Source organism: Laceyella tengchongensis (assembly GCF_900182735.1).
GTDB classification, from domain to species: Bacteria; Bacillota; Bacilli; order Thermoactinomycetales; family Thermoactinomycetaceae; genus Laceyella; species Laceyella tengchongensis.
The window spans coordinates 97018-118603 of record NZ_FXTU01000004.1; the positions used below are offsets into that span (position 1 = coordinate 97018).

At 51.0% G+C, this 21586-nt stretch carries 22 protein-coding genes; 12 read left to right on the top strand and 10 right to left on the bottom strand.

The features are described 5' to 3' along the window. Positions 1-30 precede the first annotated feature (30 nt). The 7 genes from QQZ12_RS09935 to QQZ12_RS09965 all read right to left on the bottom strand — a co-directional run bounded on the left by QQZ12_RS09935 (position 31) and on the right by QQZ12_RS09965 (position 8736). Positions 31-1194 carry a S8 family peptidase gene (locus tag QQZ12_RS09935; RefSeq protein WP_106342352.1) on the bottom strand — a complete coding sequence of 388 codons (1164 nt, stop codon included), beginning with the start codon at positions 1192-1194 and terminating at the stop codon, positions 31-33. Positions 1195-1535: 341 nt separating this feature from the next. Beyond that, entirely contained in the window at positions 1536-2090 is a 555-nt protein-coding gene (locus QQZ12_RS09940) for a DJ-1/PfpI family protein (RefSeq protein ID WP_284724359.1), read from the bottom strand. 702 nt (positions 2091-2792) lie between these two features. Next, positions 2793-4046 (bottom strand): MFS transporter, encoded by a 1254-nt coding sequence (locus tag QQZ12_RS09945; RefSeq protein WP_284724360.1) that lies wholly within the window; start codon positions 4044-4046, stop codon positions 2793-2795. A 22-nt stretch (positions 4047-4068) separates the two neighbouring features. After that, positions 4069-5283: an ATP-grasp domain-containing protein gene (locus QQZ12_RS09950; protein WP_102993387.1), complete on the bottom strand. Its 1215-nt coding sequence runs from the start codon at positions 5281-5283 to the stop codon at positions 4069-4071. A 9-nt stretch (positions 5284-5292) separates the two neighbouring features. Beyond that, positions 5293-6528, bottom strand: coding sequence for an ATP-grasp domain-containing protein (locus tag QQZ12_RS09955; protein ID WP_284724361.1), 1236 nt, complete (start codon positions 6526-6528; stop codon positions 5293-5295). Positions 6529-6606: 78 nt separating this feature from the next. Further along, positions 6607-7302 carry an iron-containing redox enzyme family protein gene (locus tag QQZ12_RS09960; protein ID WP_284724362.1) on the bottom strand — a complete coding sequence of 232 codons (696 nt, stop codon included), beginning with the start codon at positions 7300-7302 and terminating at the stop codon, positions 6607-6609. A gap of 348 nt (positions 7303-7650) precedes the next feature. After that, a complete protein-coding gene (locus QQZ12_RS09965) occupies positions 7651-8736 on the bottom strand; it encodes a nitric oxide synthase oxygenase (RefSeq protein ID WP_284724363.1) in 1086 nt (361 codons plus the stop codon). Between the two features lie 371 nt (positions 8737-9107). Here QQZ12_RS09965 and QQZ12_RS09970 point away from each other — a divergent pair, with 371 nt between their 5' ends. The 8 genes from QQZ12_RS09970 (at position 9108) to QQZ12_RS10005 (ending at position 14385) form a co-directional block, all read left to right on the top strand. Then, entirely contained in the window at positions 9108-9485 is a 378-nt protein-coding gene (locus QQZ12_RS09970; protein ID WP_102993384.1) for a hypothetical protein, read from the top strand. A 34-nt stretch (positions 9486-9519) separates the two neighbouring features. Further along, a complete protein-coding gene (locus QQZ12_RS09975; RefSeq protein WP_189318900.1) occupies positions 9520-10161 on the top strand; it encodes a PspA/IM30 family protein in 642 nt (213 codons plus the stop codon). A gap of 166 nt (positions 10162-10327) precedes the next feature. Continuing rightward, positions 10328-10615 (top strand): hypothetical protein, encoded by a 288-nt coding sequence (locus tag QQZ12_RS09980; protein WP_102993382.1) that lies wholly within the window; start codon positions 10328-10330, stop codon positions 10613-10615. Positions 10616-10874: 259 nt separating this feature from the next. After that, on the top strand, positions 10875-11585 hold the full coding sequence (gene liaF / locus QQZ12_RS09985; protein ID WP_189318899.1) for a cell wall-active antibiotics response protein LiaF: 711 nt from the start codon (positions 10875-10877) through the stop codon (positions 11583-11585). Further along, a complete protein-coding gene (locus QQZ12_RS09990; protein ID WP_284724364.1) occupies positions 11582-12646 on the top strand; it encodes a HAMP domain-containing sensor histidine kinase in 1065 nt (354 codons plus the stop codon). The genes liaF and QQZ12_RS09990 overlap by 4 nt, the downstream gene beginning before the upstream one ends. After that, positions 12643-13275 carry a response regulator transcription factor gene (locus QQZ12_RS09995; RefSeq protein ID WP_284724365.1) on the top strand — a complete coding sequence of 211 codons (633 nt, stop codon included), beginning with the start codon at positions 12643-12645 and terminating at the stop codon, positions 13273-13275. The genes QQZ12_RS09990 and QQZ12_RS09995 overlap by 4 nt, the downstream gene beginning before the upstream one ends. A 91-nt stretch (positions 13276-13366) precedes the next feature. Further along, entirely contained in the window at positions 13367-13639 is a 273-nt protein-coding gene (locus QQZ12_RS10000) for a hypothetical protein (RefSeq protein WP_102993379.1), read from the top strand. 137 nt (positions 13640-13776) lie between these two features. Next, positions 13777-14385: a CAP domain-containing protein gene (locus tag QQZ12_RS10005; RefSeq protein ID WP_284724366.1), complete on the top strand. Its 609-nt coding sequence runs from the start codon at positions 13777-13779 to the stop codon at positions 14383-14385. Positions 14386-14762: 377 nt separating this feature from the next. On the opposite strand, the gene trxA is transcribed toward QQZ12_RS10005, so the two are convergent. Further along, the gene (gene trxA, locus QQZ12_RS10010) at positions 14763-15080 is read right to left on the bottom strand and encodes a thioredoxin (protein WP_102993377.1); all 318 of its coding nucleotides are present in this window, start codon (positions 15078-15080) and stop codon (positions 14763-14765) included. 190 nt (positions 15081-15270) lie between these two features. Continuing rightward, positions 15271-15696: an RrF2 family transcriptional regulator gene (locus QQZ12_RS10015; protein WP_284724367.1), complete on the bottom strand. Its 426-nt coding sequence runs from the start codon at positions 15694-15696 to the stop codon at positions 15271-15273. Between the two features lie 343 nt (positions 15697-16039). Here QQZ12_RS10015 and QQZ12_RS10020 point away from each other — a divergent pair, with 343 nt between their 5' ends. After that, entirely contained in the window at positions 16040-16810 is a 771-nt protein-coding gene (locus QQZ12_RS10020) for a peptidoglycan DD-metalloendopeptidase family protein (RefSeq protein ID WP_284724368.1), read from the top strand. A gap of 48 nt (positions 16811-16858) precedes the next feature. Here QQZ12_RS10020 and QQZ12_RS10025 read toward each other — a convergent pair whose 3' ends face one another. Continuing rightward, complete coding sequence (locus QQZ12_RS10025) at positions 16859-17476, bottom strand: LysE/ArgO family amino acid transporter (protein WP_284724369.1); 618 nt, start codon at positions 17474-17476, stop codon at positions 16859-16861. A 303-nt stretch (positions 17477-17779) separates the two neighbouring features. On the opposite strand from QQZ12_RS10025, the gene QQZ12_RS10030 reads away from it, so the two are divergent. From QQZ12_RS10030 to murQ, 3 genes are all read left to right on the top strand, one after another. Next, positions 17780-19216, top strand: a complete 1437-nt coding sequence (locus QQZ12_RS10030; RefSeq protein ID WP_102993373.1) for an FAD-binding oxidoreductase — start codon at positions 17780-17782, stop codon at positions 19214-19216. Between the two features lie 86 nt (positions 19217-19302). Next, entirely contained in the window at positions 19303-20544 is a 1242-nt protein-coding gene (locus tag QQZ12_RS10035) for a (Fe-S)-binding protein (RefSeq protein WP_284724428.1), read from the top strand. Between the two features lie 55 nt (positions 20545-20599). After that, positions 20600-21520, top strand: a complete 921-nt coding sequence (murQ, locus tag QQZ12_RS10040; RefSeq protein ID WP_284724370.1) for an N-acetylmuramic acid 6-phosphate etherase — start codon at positions 20600-20602, stop codon at positions 21518-21520. Positions 21521-21586: the final 66 nt, after the last annotated feature.

The window sequence follows — 21586 nt, forward strand, 5'->3', positions numbered from 1 at the left end:
CTAGAAAATGTCTGTTTCCACTATCCGTGCTTATTGTTTTACAGCGTTAGCGGCGTTGATGCGTCCGTGAGCCCAATCAGTGCCGGTACCGGGGATTTTGTCCGCGGTTCCTTCGATGGCTTGGCGAATTTCACTGGCGCTTTTGCCTTGGGATGCGAGCAATGCGGCTTCACCGGCGACCAACGGGGTAGCCATGGAGGTGCCGGACATCGCCTCATAACCACCACCAGGTACGGTGGAGAGAATATTCACTCCTGGAGCTGCTACGTCAACCCAGTCACCGTAGTTGGAGAAAGAAGCTTTTTTGTCGTTTTGGTCTGTGGCGGCAACAGCGATTGCTTCATCATACCGGCCGGGGTAGCTGGGAGCGCTGGTTGATTCATTGCCAGCCGCAGCCACAATCACGGCGCCTTTGCTGGCAGCGTACTTAACCGCATCTTCTAGAGTTTGGGAGCTTTGCGGTCCACCCAAACTCAAGCTGATGACTTGCGCACCGGCGTCAGCGGCGTGGGTGATGCCATTGGCGACTGAATCCCACGTGCCGGAACCGTTGGCATCCAAGACGCGCTCTGCCAAGATGGTTACTTCAGGAGCCATACCGGCAATCCCTTCGCCATTGTTGGTTTTGGCAGCGGTGATCCCGGCGCAATGGGTGCCGTGGCTGTTTTCGTCCATGGGATCGTTGTCATTGTCAATGAAGTCTTTCCCTTTTTCCACTTTGCCGGCCAGATCAGGATGATTGTAATCCACGCCGGTGTCCACGATGGCCACTTTCACTTGGTTGGAACCCTTCGTTACATCCCAAGCAGCTTCCGCCCCCACTTTTTGCGGAGCGTATTGTTGAGGATATTTGGGGTCGTTTGGGATGAAGGTGGCATGCACTTCGCCGTTGGGTTCAACATATTCGACGTTGGGGTTCTTTTTATAGGCTTTGATGGCTTCTTGGACACTTTGCCCTTTGTTCAGTTTGATCACTTGGTAACCCAATTTGGCATGTTTGGAGGCCACTTTGCCTTTGGCAGTCGCATGGATGGAAGCGGCTTTGGTTGAAGACGTGCCAGGTTTGAACTTAACGATGATTTCTTGCGGCATTTGGTCTTTGGCGACTGCGTGGGCTTGGGGAATGGCGGGCGATACGACCATCATGGTGCTCAGGGCCAAAGCGGTGACCACAGCAAATGGATGCTTAAACATCAGCTCATCCTTTCGTTATTGGATTAATATTCTACAAAATGAAAATAATCAAATTTTGTTACGAAAGTATTTCGGCAATTATGTGGTTTTGTGGAAGTTATTTCATTTAATTTAATGAACAAGGAATGTTTTTTACTATTATAAATGCTATATGTTGCTTTGTATTGCTTTATTTTTTAAATTATTTCCATTTTGGAGCAAGGTTTTTTTACAAGATATGAGGGCGAAATGGGGGAGGATTCAACAATGAATGAGAGGATGTATAAGAAAAGGGAACCGGTTGGTTCCCTTGTTGTTGATGCTACTCAGGTGTCGGACATGGCGCTGATCTGGTAGTGTGTTCAGCTCTTTTCTACCTGTTGGATGAATTCGCGCATCAAATCCGGCAAGTTGTTCCAAGCATGGCCGGAGATGAGATTGCCGTCCACGTGTACATGGTTTTCTACATAGGTAGCGCCTAACGCTTCGATATCGGGCTTGCAGGCGGTATAAGCGGTCATGGATCGACCTTGGATCAGGTCTTTAACTGGAGCGAGGGAGATGCCCCCATGGCAAACAACCATGATCGGTTTGTTGTTTTCGAAAAACGGGCGCAAAATGCGACCGTAATCGGGATGGAGGCGGATGTATTCGGGAGCTCGCCCGCCTGGGATGATCAGTCCGTCATATTGGTTGGGATCAACCTCTGCGAAGGAGAGGGTGGCCGCCAAACCATACCCCTTTTTCTCGGTGTAGGTTTCCCAAGCTTCAAAGTCGTGCACCACCGTGTGAATGGTTTTCTTGGTTGGTGCGGCAATATCTGTTTCATAGCCTTGTTCTAAACACCGGTAGTACGGATAGTAAACTTCCAACGCTTCGACGGCGTCACCGGCGACAATCAGTATTTTTTTGGACATGGCTGGTCCCCCTTTTGCATTTGGTTGTGGGAGGTGAATTCCCCCTCATTTTTTTCACTCTCGGCGCATGGATGAAACGTCTTTTTTTAGCTGTTTTGCCCCATGGTCGAAAAGTGTTTCCGCCTGTCCGCGTTTTGTGTGCTTCTTGTGGATGGAAAAGATATAAACAGTGTAATCGGCCCTGGATTTGCACATGAAACAGGGGCGAGTCTTCTTGTTCATTTGATTAACATGGGGGACCAGATACTGTTTTACCGCTTGTAACAGATGCTTTTTACAAGAGTAAATCAATCGATTCACATCCTCTGCCCTCTAGAGTGCGTGTCTGATGAATGGGCCGCAATCCGTCAATTTGAATGGCTAGACACGCTCTAGACGTTATCTCACGATGAAGGTTGAACGCGCGAGCCGGAAAGGGGAATGCAAGTGGGCTCCATGTCTTGTCTTTTTCAGGGCTTGAAGGAACGCTGTTTGGAGGGAAAGGCGCTGGCCATCTGGCACATGGCGAATGGAAATCGGCCTAGTCTGCCGGTGGGCGGAAGCGGCTGGAGAAGGAGCACAGGCTCTGAAGGCCGCCAAAAGACGGCCTTATCGAGGTTTGATACGCTTATTACCGTTCCTTTGCCATTACGACGTCTTCTTGGTTGTGATTAACAGAGGCCTGTGGAATGCCGCGCAGAAGCAAGCGGGTTGCCTCTCGGCTCAATCATTGGATACCGCCTTTCTTTGTTGTGTGTGAACGAGGCTGTCCGATTCAACTCGTCTTTTGCCCAACCACGTGCAGATGAGCGGAAACACCAATGTGCCAGCCAATGCGTAGTAAGCCAATTTCAAGTCGATTTCCCCAATGTAACTCACCACCCAACAACTGACGATCGCCAACAAAAGGCTGAGCATGGAAATGGCTGTCATGGTGCGTCCGACATAATCAGGATGGACATAAGTAAACACGAGCGATTTGGACAAGACTTTCGTATTCCCCACAAACATGCCCAGTAGCAGGTAATAGAAAAAAGCCCACAATGTATTTGGTGACGCGGCAAACAGGTAGGTGGACAATGCGGTGAACAGAATTGACCCCAGCAACAAACCAGGCAAGCGCTTGCTATTGGCCAAGATGATGCAGATGGCAGCGGAAATCAAGCTACCAATCCCCGCTGCGGAATCGATGACTCCCAGCGTCAGTTCATTGCCGTTGATCAGATTGTAGTTGAACGGAGAGATCAGTACATTCATGGTCATCAAGTAAGGGAGGGAGATGGCTGAAGCCAAGCTGAAGTAAAACATTTTTTTGTGGTTGACGAGATATTCCCATCCTTCCTTCATGTCGTTGAAATAGGCCGTCAAGGAAAGCGAAACCGCTTGTGGGCGGTCGGCGTAGACTCCTTTCAACGGCATGAAGAGAGCGACGCCAAGCAGGTAAGTGGCCGCGGTGATGATCAGCGTCACATCGACGCCCCACATTTTCATAAACAGTCCTGCGAACAGAGCCGCTGACAGCAGCCCCACTTGCCAAGCCGATTCGGTGAGCGACACGCCGTAAACGTATTCGTCTTCTTTCAGTATTTTTTTCAACATGCTTTCTGTGGTCGGAGCTAGAATGTACCAAGCGATATAATTTAAGAAGACAGATAGATAAAACAGGGGCATGCTGAAAGCGCCCAGATAGGTGAGCAATGGCAAGGCGCCAATGCACAGGAAGCGGAGTAGGTTGCACCAAATGGCGATGTTGGCGTTGTTGATCCGGTCGATTAATACGCCAGCGAAGGGGGAGAGAAACAGGGACGGCGTTAATTGCAGGATGAGCATATAGCCGATCGCAATGACTGAGCCAGTTGTTTTGGTCATGATGACGAGTGTGGCCAAGGTAAACATCCCTTCGCCGAGTAGCCCGACAAGCGTGGCTAAAAAGAAGAAGTTGAAATGTCTGTTTTTAAACACTTTTAGACGAGACATGCATGAACCACCTTCTCATTTTCTAGTCGCATAAACGGGTAATCAATTTGTATTTCTCGATGGTCATGGCAATATCCCGCTCAATTTGCATGGGATCTAGGGACTTGTATCGGAAGCGGCCACCGATCTTTAGATATCCGCCGTTCCCATCCAAGATCTGGCCGGGTTCGGGAAGAATCTGTTTGTACAAGGTACCGATGGTTTGGATCAGATCTGTTCGCTCTACCACTTCGCAAGGGGTTTCGGCCGGCTCCGGCACCATGAGGAAGCCTCCGTACCAAGACGAGTTTTTGATATGCAGGCCCTTAAACTGATCCAGCTCAAGATCCACCCATTCTTTGACCAAGTCCAGCCCGTAGAGGTCTTTGAACAAAAAGGGAATCTCCCCTCCGCCGATTCTGGCTCCAATCTCCAGAAAGACCGGCTCGGAGTCGTTCCGCATGATGATCTCCAAATGGAAAATGCCGCGTTCAAGACCCAAGGCTTGGAGTACTTGTTTGGTAAACAGCGTGATGGTGTCGTTCTGTTCGCCTGGAGGCAGCATGACTGACCCAAGCGGCTGGCCATGGTTGAAATCCAGGCAGGTGTGGATATAGCGGGAGGGTCGGACGAATAGCAACTGTTGTTGATGAATCACACCGTCCACATGATAGATGGGGCCGTCCACATACTCCTCGCACTCGTAATCGGTGATGTCGGTCGCCTGAAGGAGGCGGCGGAGGTCTGCTTCCGTGTCGACCTTATACACCCCTTGGCTCGCGGCGCCCGTCCGGGGTTTGAGGATTAGCGGGTAACCCACTTCCGCAGCGAAACGGATGGCCTCTTCACTGTCACGCAAGTCAAGAAAGCGGGGAACGGACAAACCTTTGGCGAGCAGCCGCTCCTTCATGCTCACCTTGTCGCGAAACAGTTTGACTTGCTCCCTGTCCACACCGGGGATACGAAAGCGTGAACGCAACTCGGCCGCTTGGATCAAATCAAACTCCGATAGGGCTAAGAGCCGGTCGATTTGCCCGTGTTCATCGCTAATCGCCTGCATGGGACCCATCAATTGGGTTACATCTTCGAGATTGTCCACCACAAAGGTTTTTGTATGTTGTCTAATATGGCGGATGCCCTCGCCACCGGCTTTATTCACAATGTAGAAGACGCGGTGTTGCTGGTGGTCTAACAAGCGATCATATGCGGCGAAGTCGTCATCCCAACGGTTGATCACCACGATGTTTTCCGCTTTCATCGTTTCCTCCTATTTTTTGGTGAGCTGCTTAAACTTGATTTGGCGGTCGCCTTGCAACAAGGTTTCTTTCAGGCGATCATAGTCGTCGCCAACCACGGCAAAATATCCGATTCTGCCCATGAAACTGTTCGCTTCTGGAATCTCCTGACCTGTCGGGATAGTGAGGTTGCAGTCAATGAGGCCGTCAAGGGCGCGAAGTTGCTCCAACCCTTCCACCGTGTCGTAGCGTTTGAGATTTTCGCGAACGAAGAAGCGGACTCCCGCCACCCGCTGGGCGGTTTGCTCCGGCAGTGACAAAGGGTTGCCCAAGTAACTGTCTATCATCAGCTTGTACAGGTCGATCCCTTTGGCATGATAAATCAAATCGCAGATGTAATCTCCAGCCAAGCGAACCCCGATTTCGATCAAGACGGGCCCTGTTGACGTCAGGCGGATTTCAGCGTGGAATGGACCCATGTTGATGCAAAGTGCTTTGATGACTTGGCTTACGTAATGATGGATGTTCTTTTCGGCTTCTGCGTCCAAGGGAGCGCTGACGATATGGCCCACTTCCACAAAGTAAGGCTCCGGACCCAGCAGTTTTTCGGTGATGCTGAAATAGTGAATTGTTTCCCCATCTACCAAGCCTTCCACACTGTATTCCGGCCCTTGCAAATATTCTTCAAGCAGCACGTCCCCGCGCGCCGTCTGTTCCAAATCGTTAACCCCCATTTCTGCGATGCGCCGGTAAGCTTCTTCCAATTCCGAGTGGTTGTCTGCTTTTCGCACGTTGAAGCTTCCCGAGCAGTCGACCGGTTTGGCGACCAGGGGAAAACCGACATACGCCGCCGCCGTTTCCAGTTCCTCCGCGTCAGTCACCAAGCGGTAGCGAGGGACACGCACTCCAGCATCGGCAAGGGCAGTTCGCATCAAATCCTTGTATCGCAGGTGATCGACCACTTCAGGATTTAATCCTGCATTGCCCAACAAGTGGTTAATCCGGTTACTCAGGGGGACATAATACTCAAATCCGGGAATAACCGCATCGATACCCAGTTCTTTATCCAGTTTCCATGCTAGGTCTATCACTGCCTGGTCGTCGTTTGTGTCAACGCGCTCAATCCGGTCGGCCAGTCGCAGAAACTCGGCGGGAATGATCCGTTCCCCTTGGTCATAGGTCAGAACAATCACGGTGTGGTTCAACTCTTTCGCTTTGGGGATCAGCTTCCATCCCGAAGAAACAGGCTCTAATATTACCACGTTCATTGCCTTTCTCATCCTTTCAATATGTGGGGATTATATAGAAGGGAGAAAATGAAGAACATTTTCTCCCTTGGGTTTGCTTTAAGCGTTTTGGCCAATCGTTGTGTCATGCAGCTCTTGGAAGTACATGCTGATGAGGTGGATGAATTTGCGCAGATAATCTTTTGCTTTTTCACCGTCTTCTGGGGTTTTCATCACCCGCTCGACTGTTTGATACATGAGCCCGACGTGATCTTCGTGCTCATCCACGCCCAGGTGGGCCATGGAGCCCTTCACATATTCTGTACCGTATTCGTCAGCGGCTTTTTTGGCGATGTTCATGTTGTACTGGTCGGAATACCATTCGACGAACCAGTTCCACACCATGGTGGGCATGGGGCCGTCTTTGTCGATGGAATAGTACATGTAGCCGATCAGCAATTGGGTAGAAAAGAGCGGGGGAGTGTTTTTCACTTCTTCCCTGGTCACGCCGAATTTCTCCAGGTCGGATAGGAACAGGTTGTCATGGCCGAATTCTTCCGCGAGGTAAGTGGAGAGGAGTTGCGCTAGTTTGTTGTCGCTGTAGCCGATTTTGTACAAGCAGTAGGAGTCGACTTCATTGTTCAGTCCGATGCGAATGATCGTTTCCATCAGGTGACGCTTGTAATATTCCCGATCAATAGCTTGTCCGGCGTGAAACTCTTTGATCATCGGAACAGTTTCAAACAACTTCTCCATTTCTTCCTTAGCGATGCTTTCCATTTCTTCTCTTGTCGGAATACCCGTTGTTACGGCCATGGTTTGGCATCCACCCTTCTTTTCATGATGTTTGGATTCACAAGTACAATATATCACCGACCGATAAAATATTCAATAAATTTAGTCGAATCAGTTATATATAAAATTTAATTATATGTACATTCATTATTTTTATTATGAATGATAGATGTCTAGATAGATAGAAAGTTATATCTATAATTTATTGATTTTATGTTTTTTTAAAAACTGATCATTTACTGATGACGGGCTGTGAACGAAGATGTTTTTGTTTGATTTAGAATATAAATTTAAAATTTTACTATTTGATCATGCACCTGCCCTGTGTGTTGGTTCCAGGACTCCTTACAACAAGATTTAACCGCCTTATTAGAGATAAGGCGGCTGTTGATAGAAAAAATTGGGTGACACAATCGCATTTTCGTAGGTTCGGTGGAAGATGTGGGTGGTTGCGGGAGATAGGGGCGGGATCAGCCAAGTCCAGTCTCCGGTCAAGTCCCGTCCAGCTTTTTCTTCGTTTTTTTCAAAGGCTTTAAACTGTTGGGCGGCTGTGTGGTGATCCACGATGGTCACTCCGTGGCGTTTGAAGGAGTGCAACACGGCGATATTCAACTCAACCAAGGCCCGGTCTTTCCATAAGGAGGCGTGGGAACGCGTGTCCAAACCAAGGTTGGCCGCGATGCGCGGAAGCAAGTTGTAGCGCGCTTCATCTGCCAGATTTCGCGCTCCAATCTCTGTGCCCATGTACCAACCATTAAACGGAGCTGCCGGGTAGTTGATCCCTCCGATTTCCAAACGCATGTCCGCGATGATTGGCACGGCGTACCATTTGACCTCCAACTCGCCAAACAAGTCATGGTGCGGATGAAGGATCGGCACTTCTAAGATGAGTTCCCGCGGTATCGGCAGCCATCGCGGCGTTTGCCCGTTCAGTTGGACGACGAGTGGCAACGGGTCGAAATGCGTGCCCGCTCCGCGCCATCCCAAGGATTGGCAAGCGCGAGTGAAGGCCAGGGATGAAGGGTCACCGACGATGCCGGAGGGGGTGTCATATCCCGCATAGCGGATGAGTTGATGATTCCAGATACGCACAGGGGCGTCTTGATCTATTTCTGGTTGGAAGATGGTGATGGTGGGTATGATTTCTCCGCCGTTGGTGCCTATTTCAATGTGATTGAGCAAGGCTTGAAACACATCCGCCTCTTTTTGGAGATGACGGGCATCGATCACGTTTAGGCGATTCCAGAACAGGCGACCGATGCATCGGTTGGCATTGCGCCAGGCCATTTTGGCGCCATGCGCCAATTCTTCTTCTGTGTGCTCATAATAGCCGAACCGGTCAATGTGCCGTTTCACTTCCTTCAGTCTCGCTTGTGTTTCGGTTGCCGGTTTGCCCAGTTCCTGGTAGCAAGTCTGGATGAATTGTTCTGCCGCATGATGTAGCGCGTTGTTCATATGAAAATGAGCGTCCTCCTAAATAAACACAATGTAGTTTTGAGCAAACGGTTACCTAATCGGTGATATGAAATGCATGTCCATCATATCAGTTTCTTTTGGTGATAAAAAAGAGCCGGTTTGTTTTGGCAAAGCAGATGGTGCATAGAAGGTTTGAGAGTTGGTCAGCTGGCAATGCGACGGTGATGCTGGTGGATTGGAGAGATACATATTAAGAGCATAAAGCGGAATGCCGGTTTGAGAGGGAATCGCGCTATGGTCGCAAGCGTCCCTCCGACTCAAGTCGTAGTCCAAAATGGCACTCAGGGTCGTGTTGTGCACAAGGACGCTTCGGTATGATGGAGTCGAGCAGGTGCAAGGGAGGGAAACAGATGAAAAAATTGTTTGGAGGGTTGTTGTTACTCATCGGGATCGCCATCTGCCTCGATGACGTTGGCGGCTTACTCATCTTGTTGTTGACGGGTGCTCTCACGGTATACGGATTGAAACGGTGGAAACGGGCAACCACTGAAGGGCAGAAGGTAGTAGCCGTACTAGTGATGGGGGTGGCGGCGCTATTGTTATTCAGATGGTTCCCCTCGGTGGTCGGTTTATTGATTGGCGGAGTGCTCTTTTATCTGGGATGGAAGGTTTTCAACGGGGGTTTACCCATCTCCTTGGAGAAGGTGACCGCGCCAAGAACGCCGACAAACGAAACTTCTTTTGATGCCGATTGGCGTGCGTTTATGGACAAACAAAATAAACAATAGCATAAAATCACATCATCATGAGGGGGAATGGCTTATGTCTTGGCAACGAATTTGGGATTACTTGGTGGCGACCTACCATGAAATCATCAATGATGCGGAAAAGCCAGAAGCAATGCTTAAACGGCATCTGCGCAACATTGAGAAGGAGATTTCCTCGGCCAAAGCGATGCTTGCCAAACAACAGTTGCTGACTGAGCAATACCGCCGGCAAGCGAGTGATGCGGGCAAGCTGGCTGAAAAGCGTGCAGAACAGGCCCGAATCGCCAAGGAAGCGGGAGAAGAAGAGCTGGCGAACAGAGCCTTGGCGGAAGAAGAATACTATCGGGAAAAAGTGAAAGAATACGAAGGATATGCGCATAAATCCACCACGCAGACTGACGCCTTACGGCACCGAGTGAGCCAACTGGAGAAAAAATATCTTGATCTGAAAGACAAGAAAAATGAATTGGTGGCCCGCGCTGAGATGGCTAAAGCGAATCAGCGCGTTCAAGCCATGCTTCATTTCACCACCTCTGACACCTTGCTGAAAGAGTTCCAGCGCATTGAAGAGCGCATTGCGGAAATGGAGATTAAGACGCGGGAGCTAGCTGGTGAGAATCCCACGGAGGCTAAGCTGATTCCGGCATCGTCATCCGCCGCTCAGATCGCTCTTAATCCGGCTGAAGGGAGTTCATAAGGACAAGAGGGCACGCGCACAAAAGACTCCGGATTCGGACGGAGTCTTTTGTGCGTTGGCTGTTGGTTTGCCCGGTCAGGGCTCGGGCATGAGGTGGTTTCTTGATACGTTTTACCAAGAAGAGGTCTTAGGGCAATGGGAACATAACTGATAAAGGTGGGGAAAGATGAAGCGGGACAAAAAAAAGCAGGCTGGCTTGTTTTTCATGATTCTTGGGGCGCTGGCGTTCATGAATGGTATCCCCGATGGCGTAGTGGGCTCTTTGCTTGCTGGGGCCGTGATCGTTATTGGCGCCAGCTTGATGAAAAGAGCGGAATCGACGGAGGAAAAACGGGTGGGACTGTTTACTTTTCTATTCGGTATCCTTCTGTTCTTGCCCGGGGTCCCCTTTTTGATCGGCTTTTGCTTTGGCGCGGCATGCTTGTATTGGGGCTGGCGCATGATCAGGGGTTGACCGTTGCCCTGTTTTCAAGGCTGGGGCTCTTCGTCCATAATAGAAGGATATGATCCCTGAAAATAAGCGGGATGTTCGTTGGTGGTTACGGAGGGTGGCCCATGGTGGCGTGGAGTGCGCCTATACGCATAACCGAAAACAAACAGGATGGAAGTGCGACCAACGAATAGAGGAGACATGCCATCATGTTGGAGAATCTGAGCGGCAATATCCGTGTGCATTGAGCACTCGGCCATGCGGGAAAGAAGGGGGGAGCATTGTGCGCCTGTTTCAAAACAGGTTGGCGGGATGGATTATCTTGGGTGCCGGGGCCTTGATTTTATGGGGGTTGACTGATTGGTTTTTTGTAGGCTCATCGGTTTTATTTATCATCGGGATCATTTTGTTGCGCAATCACCGCCGCAAATGGGGTTATGGCTTTTTGCTTTTGTCCGCGGTTGTATTTGTCAGTCACCTTGCCGAAGTGGAGTGGGGATGGATTGCCTTCTCCATCTTGCTGGTCTTTTTCGGTTACCGCCTATTCACCGGCCGTAGCCAAGAGGAGACGCCGGAAATGGATGGAGGTGCCCATGTGCCGCCGGCTGATTTGATCGTAAAGAAATCCGGCTCCCCCAATGCAATGGCGGGAACCCTGCACTTGATGAATCTGCGTTATGACTTGGTTGATCTCAATCGGTCCGCCATGGTTAACGATATCAAATTGGATTTGTCAAAAGCGATCATTCCCGAAGGGGAAAGTGCGATCGTGATCAGCGGGCTTATCGGAGATGTGGACATTTATGTCCCAGATGACCTAGATGTGTCTGTTGCCGCAACCGTTAGCGCCGGCTATCTGGATATTCTAGGCCACCACCAAGGAGGCGTCAACCGCCAAATCATGTTGGAAACCAAAGGATATGAGCAAGCTAGGCGGAAAGTGAAAATCAGCATTTCCCTGTTGGTAGGGGACGTGGGCGTGAGGCAATTATGAACGGAAACCGACCGACCAACATCCACTGGCGCATGACACAGTATACCATCTGGGTTTGCGCCGTTTTGGCCTTCTTGTTGCTGACCGTGTTTCTCAATGCCTATCGCTTGGGTTGGGAAACGCTGTGGACAACCAAGTTGTCGAAAGTGCCTGTTTTGTTGGTGGCGTTTGTTTTGGTTCTGCTTGTGGGCGCTTGCGCTGGCTTTCTCTACGGGTATGCGATTAAACGGAGGCTGTCCCGCTTGATTGAGGCCATTCTGCGCTTTGAGCGAGGTAATTTCTCCTATCGCCTGCCCGATCTTGGGGAAGATGAAATCGGCTTGGTGGGAACCCGGCTCAATCAGATGGCAGAACGGATTGAAAAGCAAGTCGCCTCATTGCAAAAATTATCCACGGAGAAAGCGGAATGGGTAGAAGCTCAGAAACAAGCGGTTATATCCGAAGAGCGGCAAAGGTTGGCACGGGAGTTGCACGACGCTGTCAGTCAACAGCTTTTTGCCATCTCCTTGATGGCTTCGGCAATGAAAGAAACCTTGCCTGAAGCGGAGGACTCGGTGGGCAAGCAAATTGCTATGATTGAGAAAATGGCCGGGATTGCCCAAAACGAGATGCGCGCGCTGTTGTTGCAATTGCGCCCGGTAACTCTGGAGGGCAAAGGGCTGAAAGAGGGATTGGCGGAGTTGCTTGATGAGTTTGGCGCCAAGCATCCCGCTTCGTTGCACTGGGAAGTAGGGGATTTGCCTCGCTTGCCCAAAGGAGTAGAGGATCATTTGTTTCGGATTGTGCAAGAAGGGCTGTCCAATGTGTTTCGCCACGCGCAAGCGACGTCAGTCACCGTGCGTTTGGTGTTTCGGGGCCGCCATGTCCATTTGCGGATGATTGACAACGGCGTGGGCTTCGATATGTCCAAAGTGAAGTCCTCTTCATACGGTTTGCAGTCTATTCAGGAGCGGGCCAGTGAAATCGGGGGCATCGCTGAAGTGATTTCCGTGCCGGGTAAAGGGACCCAAATCGAAGTGAAAGTGCCCATTGTGGTTGATGGAGAGGGGGAGAAAGCGTGATTCGAGTCATGATCGTGGATGACCATGAGATGGTGCGGATGGGTTTGGCTTCCTATTTGTCGGTCATGCCGGACATCACGATTGTCGCGGAAGCAGCCAATGGCCTCGAGGCCGTTCGGCTGGCACAAGAGACCCAGCCAGATGTCATTTTGATGGATCTGGTCATGGATGTGATGGATGGAATTGAGGCTACCAAGGAGATCTGCCGCGTGATGGAGAATCCGAAGATCATTGTCCTGACCAGCTTTATTGATGATGACAAGTTGTATCCTGTGCTTGAGGCTGGCGCTTTTAGTTATTTATTGAAAACATCCAAGGCGCATGAAATCGCCGAGGCGGTCAGGGCGGAGATGAAGGGGGAACCGGTCTTGGAGGCCAAAGTGACTGGCAAGATGTTGTCCAAAATGCGGCGCGCCGAAGAAAGCAAACCGCATGAATCCCTGACCGCCCGGGAAATAGAGGTGCTCCGCTTGATCGCGGAAGGGAAGACGAACCAAGAGATTGCCGATCTGCTCCACATCACCGTGAAAACAGTGAAAACCCACGTCACCCACATCTTTTCTAAGCTGGAAGTGGAAGACCGCACCCAAGCGGCTATCTACGCTCACCGCAACCGCTTGGTGCCCTAAGGGATATTAGATCCGGTCTTTTTTCGCATTCACTTTGCATCAATAAAAGGTTAATATATATAGGACAAAAACATCGCAAGGGAGACACATGATGATTATCGGTGAGGACCTTTTTTTGCAGCAAGTGAATCGGGAGTTGGAGCGGATTGAAGCTCAGTTAAATCAAGAAGGGGAGAAGCCAAAATGGCTCACCCTCCAGCGGCAAAAGATCGCCTTGAATTTGATTTGCCACCAATTGAAGCAAATCGACCCAAACGTGGGGGAGTCTTCGGAAAACCCGGATGCGGGGCAAGTGCGGCGAAATTTGTATTATTTCAAGGCGCAGATGTTGTTGCGTCAAATTGAAGAGCGGAAGAGATCATGAGGGCGTTTGGTACAGCCCAGCCAGCACAGAGTCGGATTTGACCTGTGCTGTTTTTTTGAGTTTTGGTAAAAAAGAGAGCGGGGGCTGTTGACGAGGTTCGTAAGCGACAGCTCCTTTGCGAAGCATGGATATGTAACATGGAATCGCCTTCACCGGAAAAAGCGGAGAAACCAAGTGAACCAGTTGAGAAGCAAACAAAACCAGAGATAAAAGAAGAAGCCAAGCCATCCGCACCATCTCCGTCCAAACAGGAAAAGAGAGCAGAAAGCACCGACCGGGAGAAGAGCACAAGCAAACGAACAACGAATCAAGCTGATGACAAGCCCAACCAATCCGTCGCTGACAAATCCCAGTCCGCGATGCTGGCAATTGAAAAAGAAGTCGTTGCACTGGTGAATAAAGAACGGCAACAACGGGGATTGCGCAAATTGGAGATCAGCGAAAGCGTATCTCGCGTCGCTCGGAAAAAATCAGAAGACATGAAAGAAAATAATTACTTCAGCCATGATTCGCTCACTTACGGTTCGCCGTTTGATATGTTGAAGCGGTTCGGGGTGAAATACCGGATGGCGGGAGAAAATATCGCCGCCGGGCAAACCACGGCCGAGAAAGTGATGGAGAGCTGGATGAATTCCGATGGACACCGTGCCAACATCTTGAATCCGGATTACACGCATATTGGTGTCGGATATGTCAAAGGCGGTTCTTACGGATGCTATTGGACTCAGCAATTTATCGCTAAATAAACCAAGTGGGTGTTAATGATATACAATATATACAACAGCCAAACGACAGCCCCTGTTGGGCTGTCGTTTGGCTGTTTAGAAGGTTACCCAGTCAGCACTCGCACTCGTCTTTGCCGCATTTGGAACATTTGGACAATTGTGGACGAACCATGCGCGCTCCCTCCTTCAAAGTGATAGGCAAAGAAAACTAGCATGGGTGATAGTGCGACGCGAAATGGGAAAGCGTGATGGGATTCCTAGGTATTTACTGTCATTATACCATTTTGAATAGGTATTTTTACTATAAAAAAGAATTGGTTTTATATACAGGTGCTAAAACATAGCTAAAAGACCGGCAACGGTCCGTAGGGGCGGCGTTGCCGGTCTTGAAGGGGATGTTATTGATGTTGGAGAACCAGTTTTTTCAGCTCTTCCAGCGGTTGCAAACCGACACGTGAATCCACTTCGTTACCATTTTTGAACAGCTTTAGGGCCGGAATGCTTCTGATCCCGAAGTTGGCAGCCGTTTGCGGATTTTCATCTACATTCAGCTTGGCGATGACGACTTGGCCTTGCAATTCAGCCGCCAATTCATCCAAGATCGGGGCCAAGGCTCTGCATGGGCCGCACCACGGAGCCCAGAAGTCGACGAGCACCAAGGGGGCGCTTTTCAAGGTTTGCTCAAACGTGGCATCATTAATGTTGATTACAGACATCAGGTGTCACTTCCCTTTTAATTGATGTGATAAAGAAATATTGAATTGTAACTGTATCAGTTACACTTTACCCGAAACAAAGGGCCGCAAACCCACAAATGATTCAAAGTGAATGAGGGGTCCAGAGCGTGTCTGGCAAACCAAGCTATCGCATGGAAAAGCGGGAATATGTGCTACCTAGACACGCCCCCTAATTTCTTTTATTCATTTGCATTTGGTTGAGTAGGTCCTGGATCGTGTACTGATCCAAATGGCGTTCGAATTGCTCCTCTGCGCCCTCGAAGATGTGACTCATCACTTGGCCGATTTGCGAGGCGACGATGCAATCCATGGTCGGGTCGCCGGAGCGCCAGTCAGAGACCAGCGAGCCTGCAGATGTCAGGCGGTAGATCGATCCCAATGTGATCTGGCGGGGATTGCCACGTAAAATGTATCCGCCGCCCGTTCCTTTTTGCACGTCGACCAAGCCAGCTGCTTTCAACAGGTTCATCACTTTCCTGATCCGCACGGGATTGGTGCAGATATTGGAAGCGAGCAATTCACTGGAAGCCATGCGCGAGGGCAGATAGGCCAAAAAGACCAGACTGTGTACGGCGATGTGAAATTCACTGTTCAATGCAGCCATCCTCCTCGGGTAAATGTAATCATAACAGTTACATTTGGCTTTGTCAAACGAGGGTGGCAGTAAAATTCACAAATTTAATCGAATTTTTACGTGTTTTAATAGAGGAAATTATGTTTCTTTTGAATAATTATATATGCGTTTTCTCTTTATCTTGTGCCAACAAAGGAGGAGATGGGCAAACGAAAAGTAGAGACGGTTTATTCGTAACAGGAGAGCAAATGGTGGCGAAAAAGGACACAATTGTTTAGGGCATTTTGTGAACAGCAAGAATGACAAATCCTTTCCCGGCTAGGGGAAATGGGTTTGGCAATCATCGTTTGGAGGAGATGCTGTGATGAACCACATCGTGCGCTTTTCATTGTTGACCCTGCTATTGTCGGTTGTTGTTACATTTTTTCCGCAAAGCGCTCTCGCCGCTCCGGCTTTTCAAATGCCGTTCCCTTGTGGCCAAGTTTGGGAAGGACAGACGCGTACCAATCATAATCCTCAGAACTCGGTTGATTTGAATCGGGCCGATGATTTGGGAGATCCGGTTGTCGCGTCTGCCGCGGGCAAGGTGACCACCGTGCGCGATTTGGGATCGACCAGTTACGGCAAGTACGTGGTGATTGATCACGGAAGCGGATGGACGACCCTGTACGCGCATCTCAACGCGTTTAGTGTCAGTGTTGGGCAATCGGTGTCACAAGGACAAAAAATCGGAACGGTCGGTTCATCGGGGGGATCAACGGGGCCGCACTTGCATTATGAGCAACGCCTGAACGGGTCCCCGCAAAAAATCGTGTGGAACGGGTCGCAAATTTACTACTTCGGCACCAAAAATTACACCAGCAAGAACAGTTGTAGCACGGGCGGAGTTATTGGCACGGTGAACACGAACAGCGGCGTTTCGGTCAATGTGCGTTCCGGCCCGGGAACCAACTATGCCATTGTTGGCTCTGTGGCTGATGGGCAAAAAGTTACGATCAAGTGCCAAAAACGGGGAGAAACCGTGACGGGAACATATGGCACCAGTAACTTGTGGGATTACATTGGTACAGGCTATATTTCCGATACGTATGTTTACACCGGTTCAGATGGGCAAGTGGCTCCCACTTGTAGTTAATGGGTGAAGTTGAAGCGCCAATCCGCGGATTGGCGCTTTGCTTTGCAACTAATTTGGGTTGGTGAGGTGAAGGATCATATAGACAGCCACACCCCAAATGATCAAGGCAGAAATCTTGTTGATGAGGCCTAGAGCCCTGCCCGACGCATCCAGTTGGCCAACCCACCTTCCACACAGGCCTAATCCGAAAAACCACAGCCATGAAACGGAGATACAGGCGAGGCTAAAAGCCCATTTCTCCATTCCTTGATATTGGATGGAACTGGTGCCGATCACCCCAATCGTGTCCAAGATCGCATGGGGATTTAATAAGGATACAGAAGCGGCAAAGGAAATCTGTTGCTTGGTCGACATCTGCTCTGCATGTTTTTCAGCCGAGCCTGTTTCTGCCCGCCAGATGGACCAACCCATGTAGAGTAAGAACAAGATGCCGATCGAGAATAAAACGATTTGCAACCAGCTGACTGTAAGGATGAGAACGGAGACGCCCAGCACCGCCAAGGTGATGAGCAATGTGTCGCACAACGACGCAGTCAAGATGACGGGCAAGGCCCGACGAAAATGCGTTTGGGTAGCACCTTGGTTGAATACGAACACATTTTGCGCGCCCAAGGGTAAAATGAGGCCAAAGGCGAGAAGCGCGCCATGGATTAGAGCTTGAATCATCGTTGGCACCTCCACTTGGTTAAGCTAAACTCGGCTCCCGGGCGTGTGGTGAGTGTTATTAAAACCAATGTGATGGAAAAACGAAATAGATATAATATTTATTTTATATGAAATGACATGTTAAATAAAAATTTTCGGGTTGGCTTGGGTGTGATAGCTCGTTTTCAAGGGGGCATGGCGAACATTGGCCCAAGTGCTTCGGGTGCCGGCGCATCTTCGTTCCAGGAGTTTGCGCGTGGGTAGAGGAATAACTTAGGGTGAGGAAGCAATCCATCTCATTTTATGCGCGAGGAGGGGTTTGGGATGAATGCGGACAGACTTGAAGGGAAGCTGGCTCCGGATGTGAAGCGGCGCTTGATCGCGGTCGTGGGTGAAGAGCGGTTTTTGGACAGCTTGAATGAAAGATATGTTTACTCATATGATGCCACACCGATTTTCCAGGCGATGCCGGACGCAGTGATCATGCCGCAAACCACTGCAGAGGTATCGGAAATCCTGAAGATCGCCAATGAACACCGGATCCCTGTCACGACGCGCGGTTCGGGTACCAACTTGGCGGCAGGCACGGTACCGACGGCGGGAGGGATTGTGCTGAATATGCAACGGTTTAACCGGATTGTGGAGATTGATCGCGAGAATCTGACAGTGACGGTGGAACCAGGTGTGGTGACGGCTGATCTCCACCAAGCGGTGGAAGCGGAAGGCTTGTTTTACCCGCCTGATCCGGGCAGTATGCGCATTTCCACGGTGGGAGGAAATGTGGCTCAGTGCGCAGGAGGGATGAGAGGATTGAAGTATGGGGTTACCAAGGACTACCTGATGGGGTTGGAATATGTTTTGCCGTCGGGCGAAGTGTTGCGCGCCGGCGGTAAAAACGTCAAAGATGTGGCCGGATATGATATGACGCGCCTATTGGCTGGGTCGGAGGGGACGTTGGCCGTCATCACACAGTTGACGCTCAAATTGCTTCCGCTGCCGGAAGCGAAACGGACCATGGCAGCTTATTACGCTAGCCTAGGAGATGCCGCGCGGACGGTCGAGCGGGTGATCGCTGCCAAAATTATCCCGGCGACGATGGAGTTTCTCGACCAGGCCACGATGCGGGTAGTGGATGAATTTGCGAAGCTGGGTTTGCCGACGGGAATGAAGGCGATGTTGCTCATCGAGCAGGATGGTCCGGAAGAATGGGTAGAGCGAGATATAGAGCGGATCGCGGAGATCGCCAAGGAAGAAGGGGCGGTGCAAGTACGGGTGGCTCAGACGCCCGAAGAGGGTGCTAACCTGCTGGCGGCTCGGCGCGCGGCATTGTCGGCGTTGTCGCGTTTGCGGCCTACCACTATACTGGAGGACGCCACGGTGCCCCGTTCCCGTTTGGCGGAGATGGTTGCAGAGATTGAGCGGATCGCGGAAAAATACGATGTGCAGATCTGCACGTTTGGCCATGCTGGGGATGGCAACTTGCATCCCACTTGTCTGACAGATGAACGGAACAAAGAAGAGCTTGCCCGCGTGGAACAGGCTTTTGAGGAAATCTTCCTGGCTGCGCTCCGATTGGGCGGGACGATCTCTGGCGAACACGGAATCGGGCTGGCGAAACGGGATTATCTACCCCTGCAAGTGGGAGAGGGGGGCATCGCCTTGATGAAAGCGATCAAAGAAGCGTTTGACCCCAACCACATCATGAATCCAGGCAAAATGTTTGCCAACAGTGCCCGCCGACGGGTGGTGATCAAACAATGAACCAAACGGACAAAGCATGTGATCTGGCTATCGGTCAGGATGAGGTGACGCCTGTGGCCGCGGGCAAATTTAATTTAGATGAAATCATGAACTGCATGCAATGCGGCTTTTGCCTGCCTGCTTGCCCAACGTATCGGCAGACGGGTTTGGAATCGCACAGCCCACGCGGCCGGATCGCTTTAATGAAGGGGGTAGCGCAAGCGCAATTGCCAGCAGATGCGGAGTTTGCCAAAAACATGTACGCTTGCCTGGGTTGCCGCGCTTGCGAGACGGCTTGCCCAGCGAGCGTCTCTTATGGTAGCTTGCTCGAAACGGCGCGAGAGGTGGTGGAAGATCAAAACAAAAAGACAGCCAAGCCCTCCTTGTTGCGAAGATTGGTGTTTGAACACGTCTTTCCCCACCCGAACCGGATGAAAGCCTTGGGTACGGTGTTGTGGGCGGTGCAAGCGCTTGGATTGCAAAGACTGGCCACGCGCACGGGTTGGGCCCGGGTGTTGCCACGGGCACTGGCGGAAATGCAACAGGCGGTGGAACCGGTGGCCTCGCCGTTCATTCGCGGCAAGCGCCAACAACGGATGCGGGCGGAAGGGGAGAGCTTGTATACGGTTGGTTACTTTACCGGCTGCGTGATGGATGTCTTGTTTTTCGAGACCAATCAAGCGACAGCGCGTTTGTTGGCTAAGGCTGGGTGTGAGGTGGTGTTTGTCGGCGGCCAGACTTGTTGCGGGGCGCTCCATGCTCATGCTGGGGAGAAGGCGTGGGCGGTGGAGTTGGCGAAGCGGAATATTGAAGCGTTTGAACAAAGCCAGGTAGACTTTATCGTCAACAGCGCTGGCGGTTGCGGGGCCGCGCTCAAGGAGTATCCTCATTGGTTTGAGGATGACCCAGGTTGGCAAAAGCGTGCCGAAGCGTTTGCGGCCAAGGTGCGGGATGCCAGCGAATTGTTGGCGGCATTGCCACCGCTTTCTTTCACTAAAGAGCTTAGCGCGCGGGTCACTTACCAAGATTCTTGTCACCTTGCTCATGGTCAGGGGGTGCGCGACCAACCGCGCCAATTGCTCAATCTCATTCCTGGAGTGGAAGTGGTGGAGTTGGAACAGGCGGATCAATGTTGCGGATCGGCGGGCATTTATAACATTACGCATTTTGACCAATCGATGGAGATATTGGATGCAAAAATGGAAGCTGTGAAGAAAACGGATGCGCATTTCATCGCGATTTCCAATCCAGGGTGTTTGTTGCAGATGAGGCAGGGCATCATCCGGGCGGGGCTAACAGGAAAGATGGAAGCGGTACATCTCATGGATCTGCTAGACCGCGCCTTGTGAGGACTTAGCGGGGCAAGTGGGATGACATGGGAACGGATTAAGCATGGGAGGGTGGATGAGATTGAAGCAAATCAATGAGCGGTTAAGCACGTTGACGACAGAGGCGCGAAATGAAAAGTCCATGAGGTTGGATTCCGCCGACACGTTGGAGATTTTGCGCATCATTAATGAAGAAGATCAAAAAGTGGCGTTGGCGGTTCAAAAGGTGTTGCCTGATGTCCAAGTGGCTGTGGAGTATGCGGTGCAATCGTTGAGCCTGGGCGGGCGGTTGATCTATGTGGGAGCCGGAACCAGCGGGCGGTTGGGCGTCTTGGATGCAGCGGAGTGTCCGCCCACGTTTAGCACGAGCCCCGAAACGGTGCTGGGATTGATGGCCGGTGGTGAAAAAGCCTTTGTCCAAGCGGTGGAAGGCGCCGAAGACAATGAGGAATGGGGCGAGCGGGATTTGCGCGAAATCGGCCTCACTGATCGGGATACGGTGGTGGGGATTGCCGCCAGCGGACGTACGCCGTATGTGATCGGCGCGCTGAAGTATGCCCGCCGCATGGGTGCTCGCACGGTCGCTCTTTCTTGCAATGAGCGTGCCCGTATCAGTCAGGAGGCCGATCAGGCGATTGAAGTGGTTGTGGGGCCGGAGGTGTTGGCCGGCTCCACCCGGATGAAAGCGGGAACGGCGCAGAAGATGGTTCTCAATATGATTTCCACCGCCACCATGGTAAAGCTGGGCAAAGTGTACGAAAATTTAATGGTGGATGTGAACATCAGCAACCGCAAACTGAAGGAGCGGGCCATCGAAATCATTCGCACCGTGACCGGCGTTTCCCGTGAGCGGGCGGAAGAATCATTGGAGCAAGCACGTCATGAAGTGAAAACAGCGATCGTCATGATCAAGGCGGAAATCACTTACGCAAGGGCCGTCAGGTTGCTAGAGCAAGCAAACGGCAATGTGCGCCGAGCGCTTTCGCTGGCGCGGTGACTCGTCGTCAGAGCGGCTTTACATCCGATTTTTCATTCGCTTCGCATGCACAATTAAGAATGATTT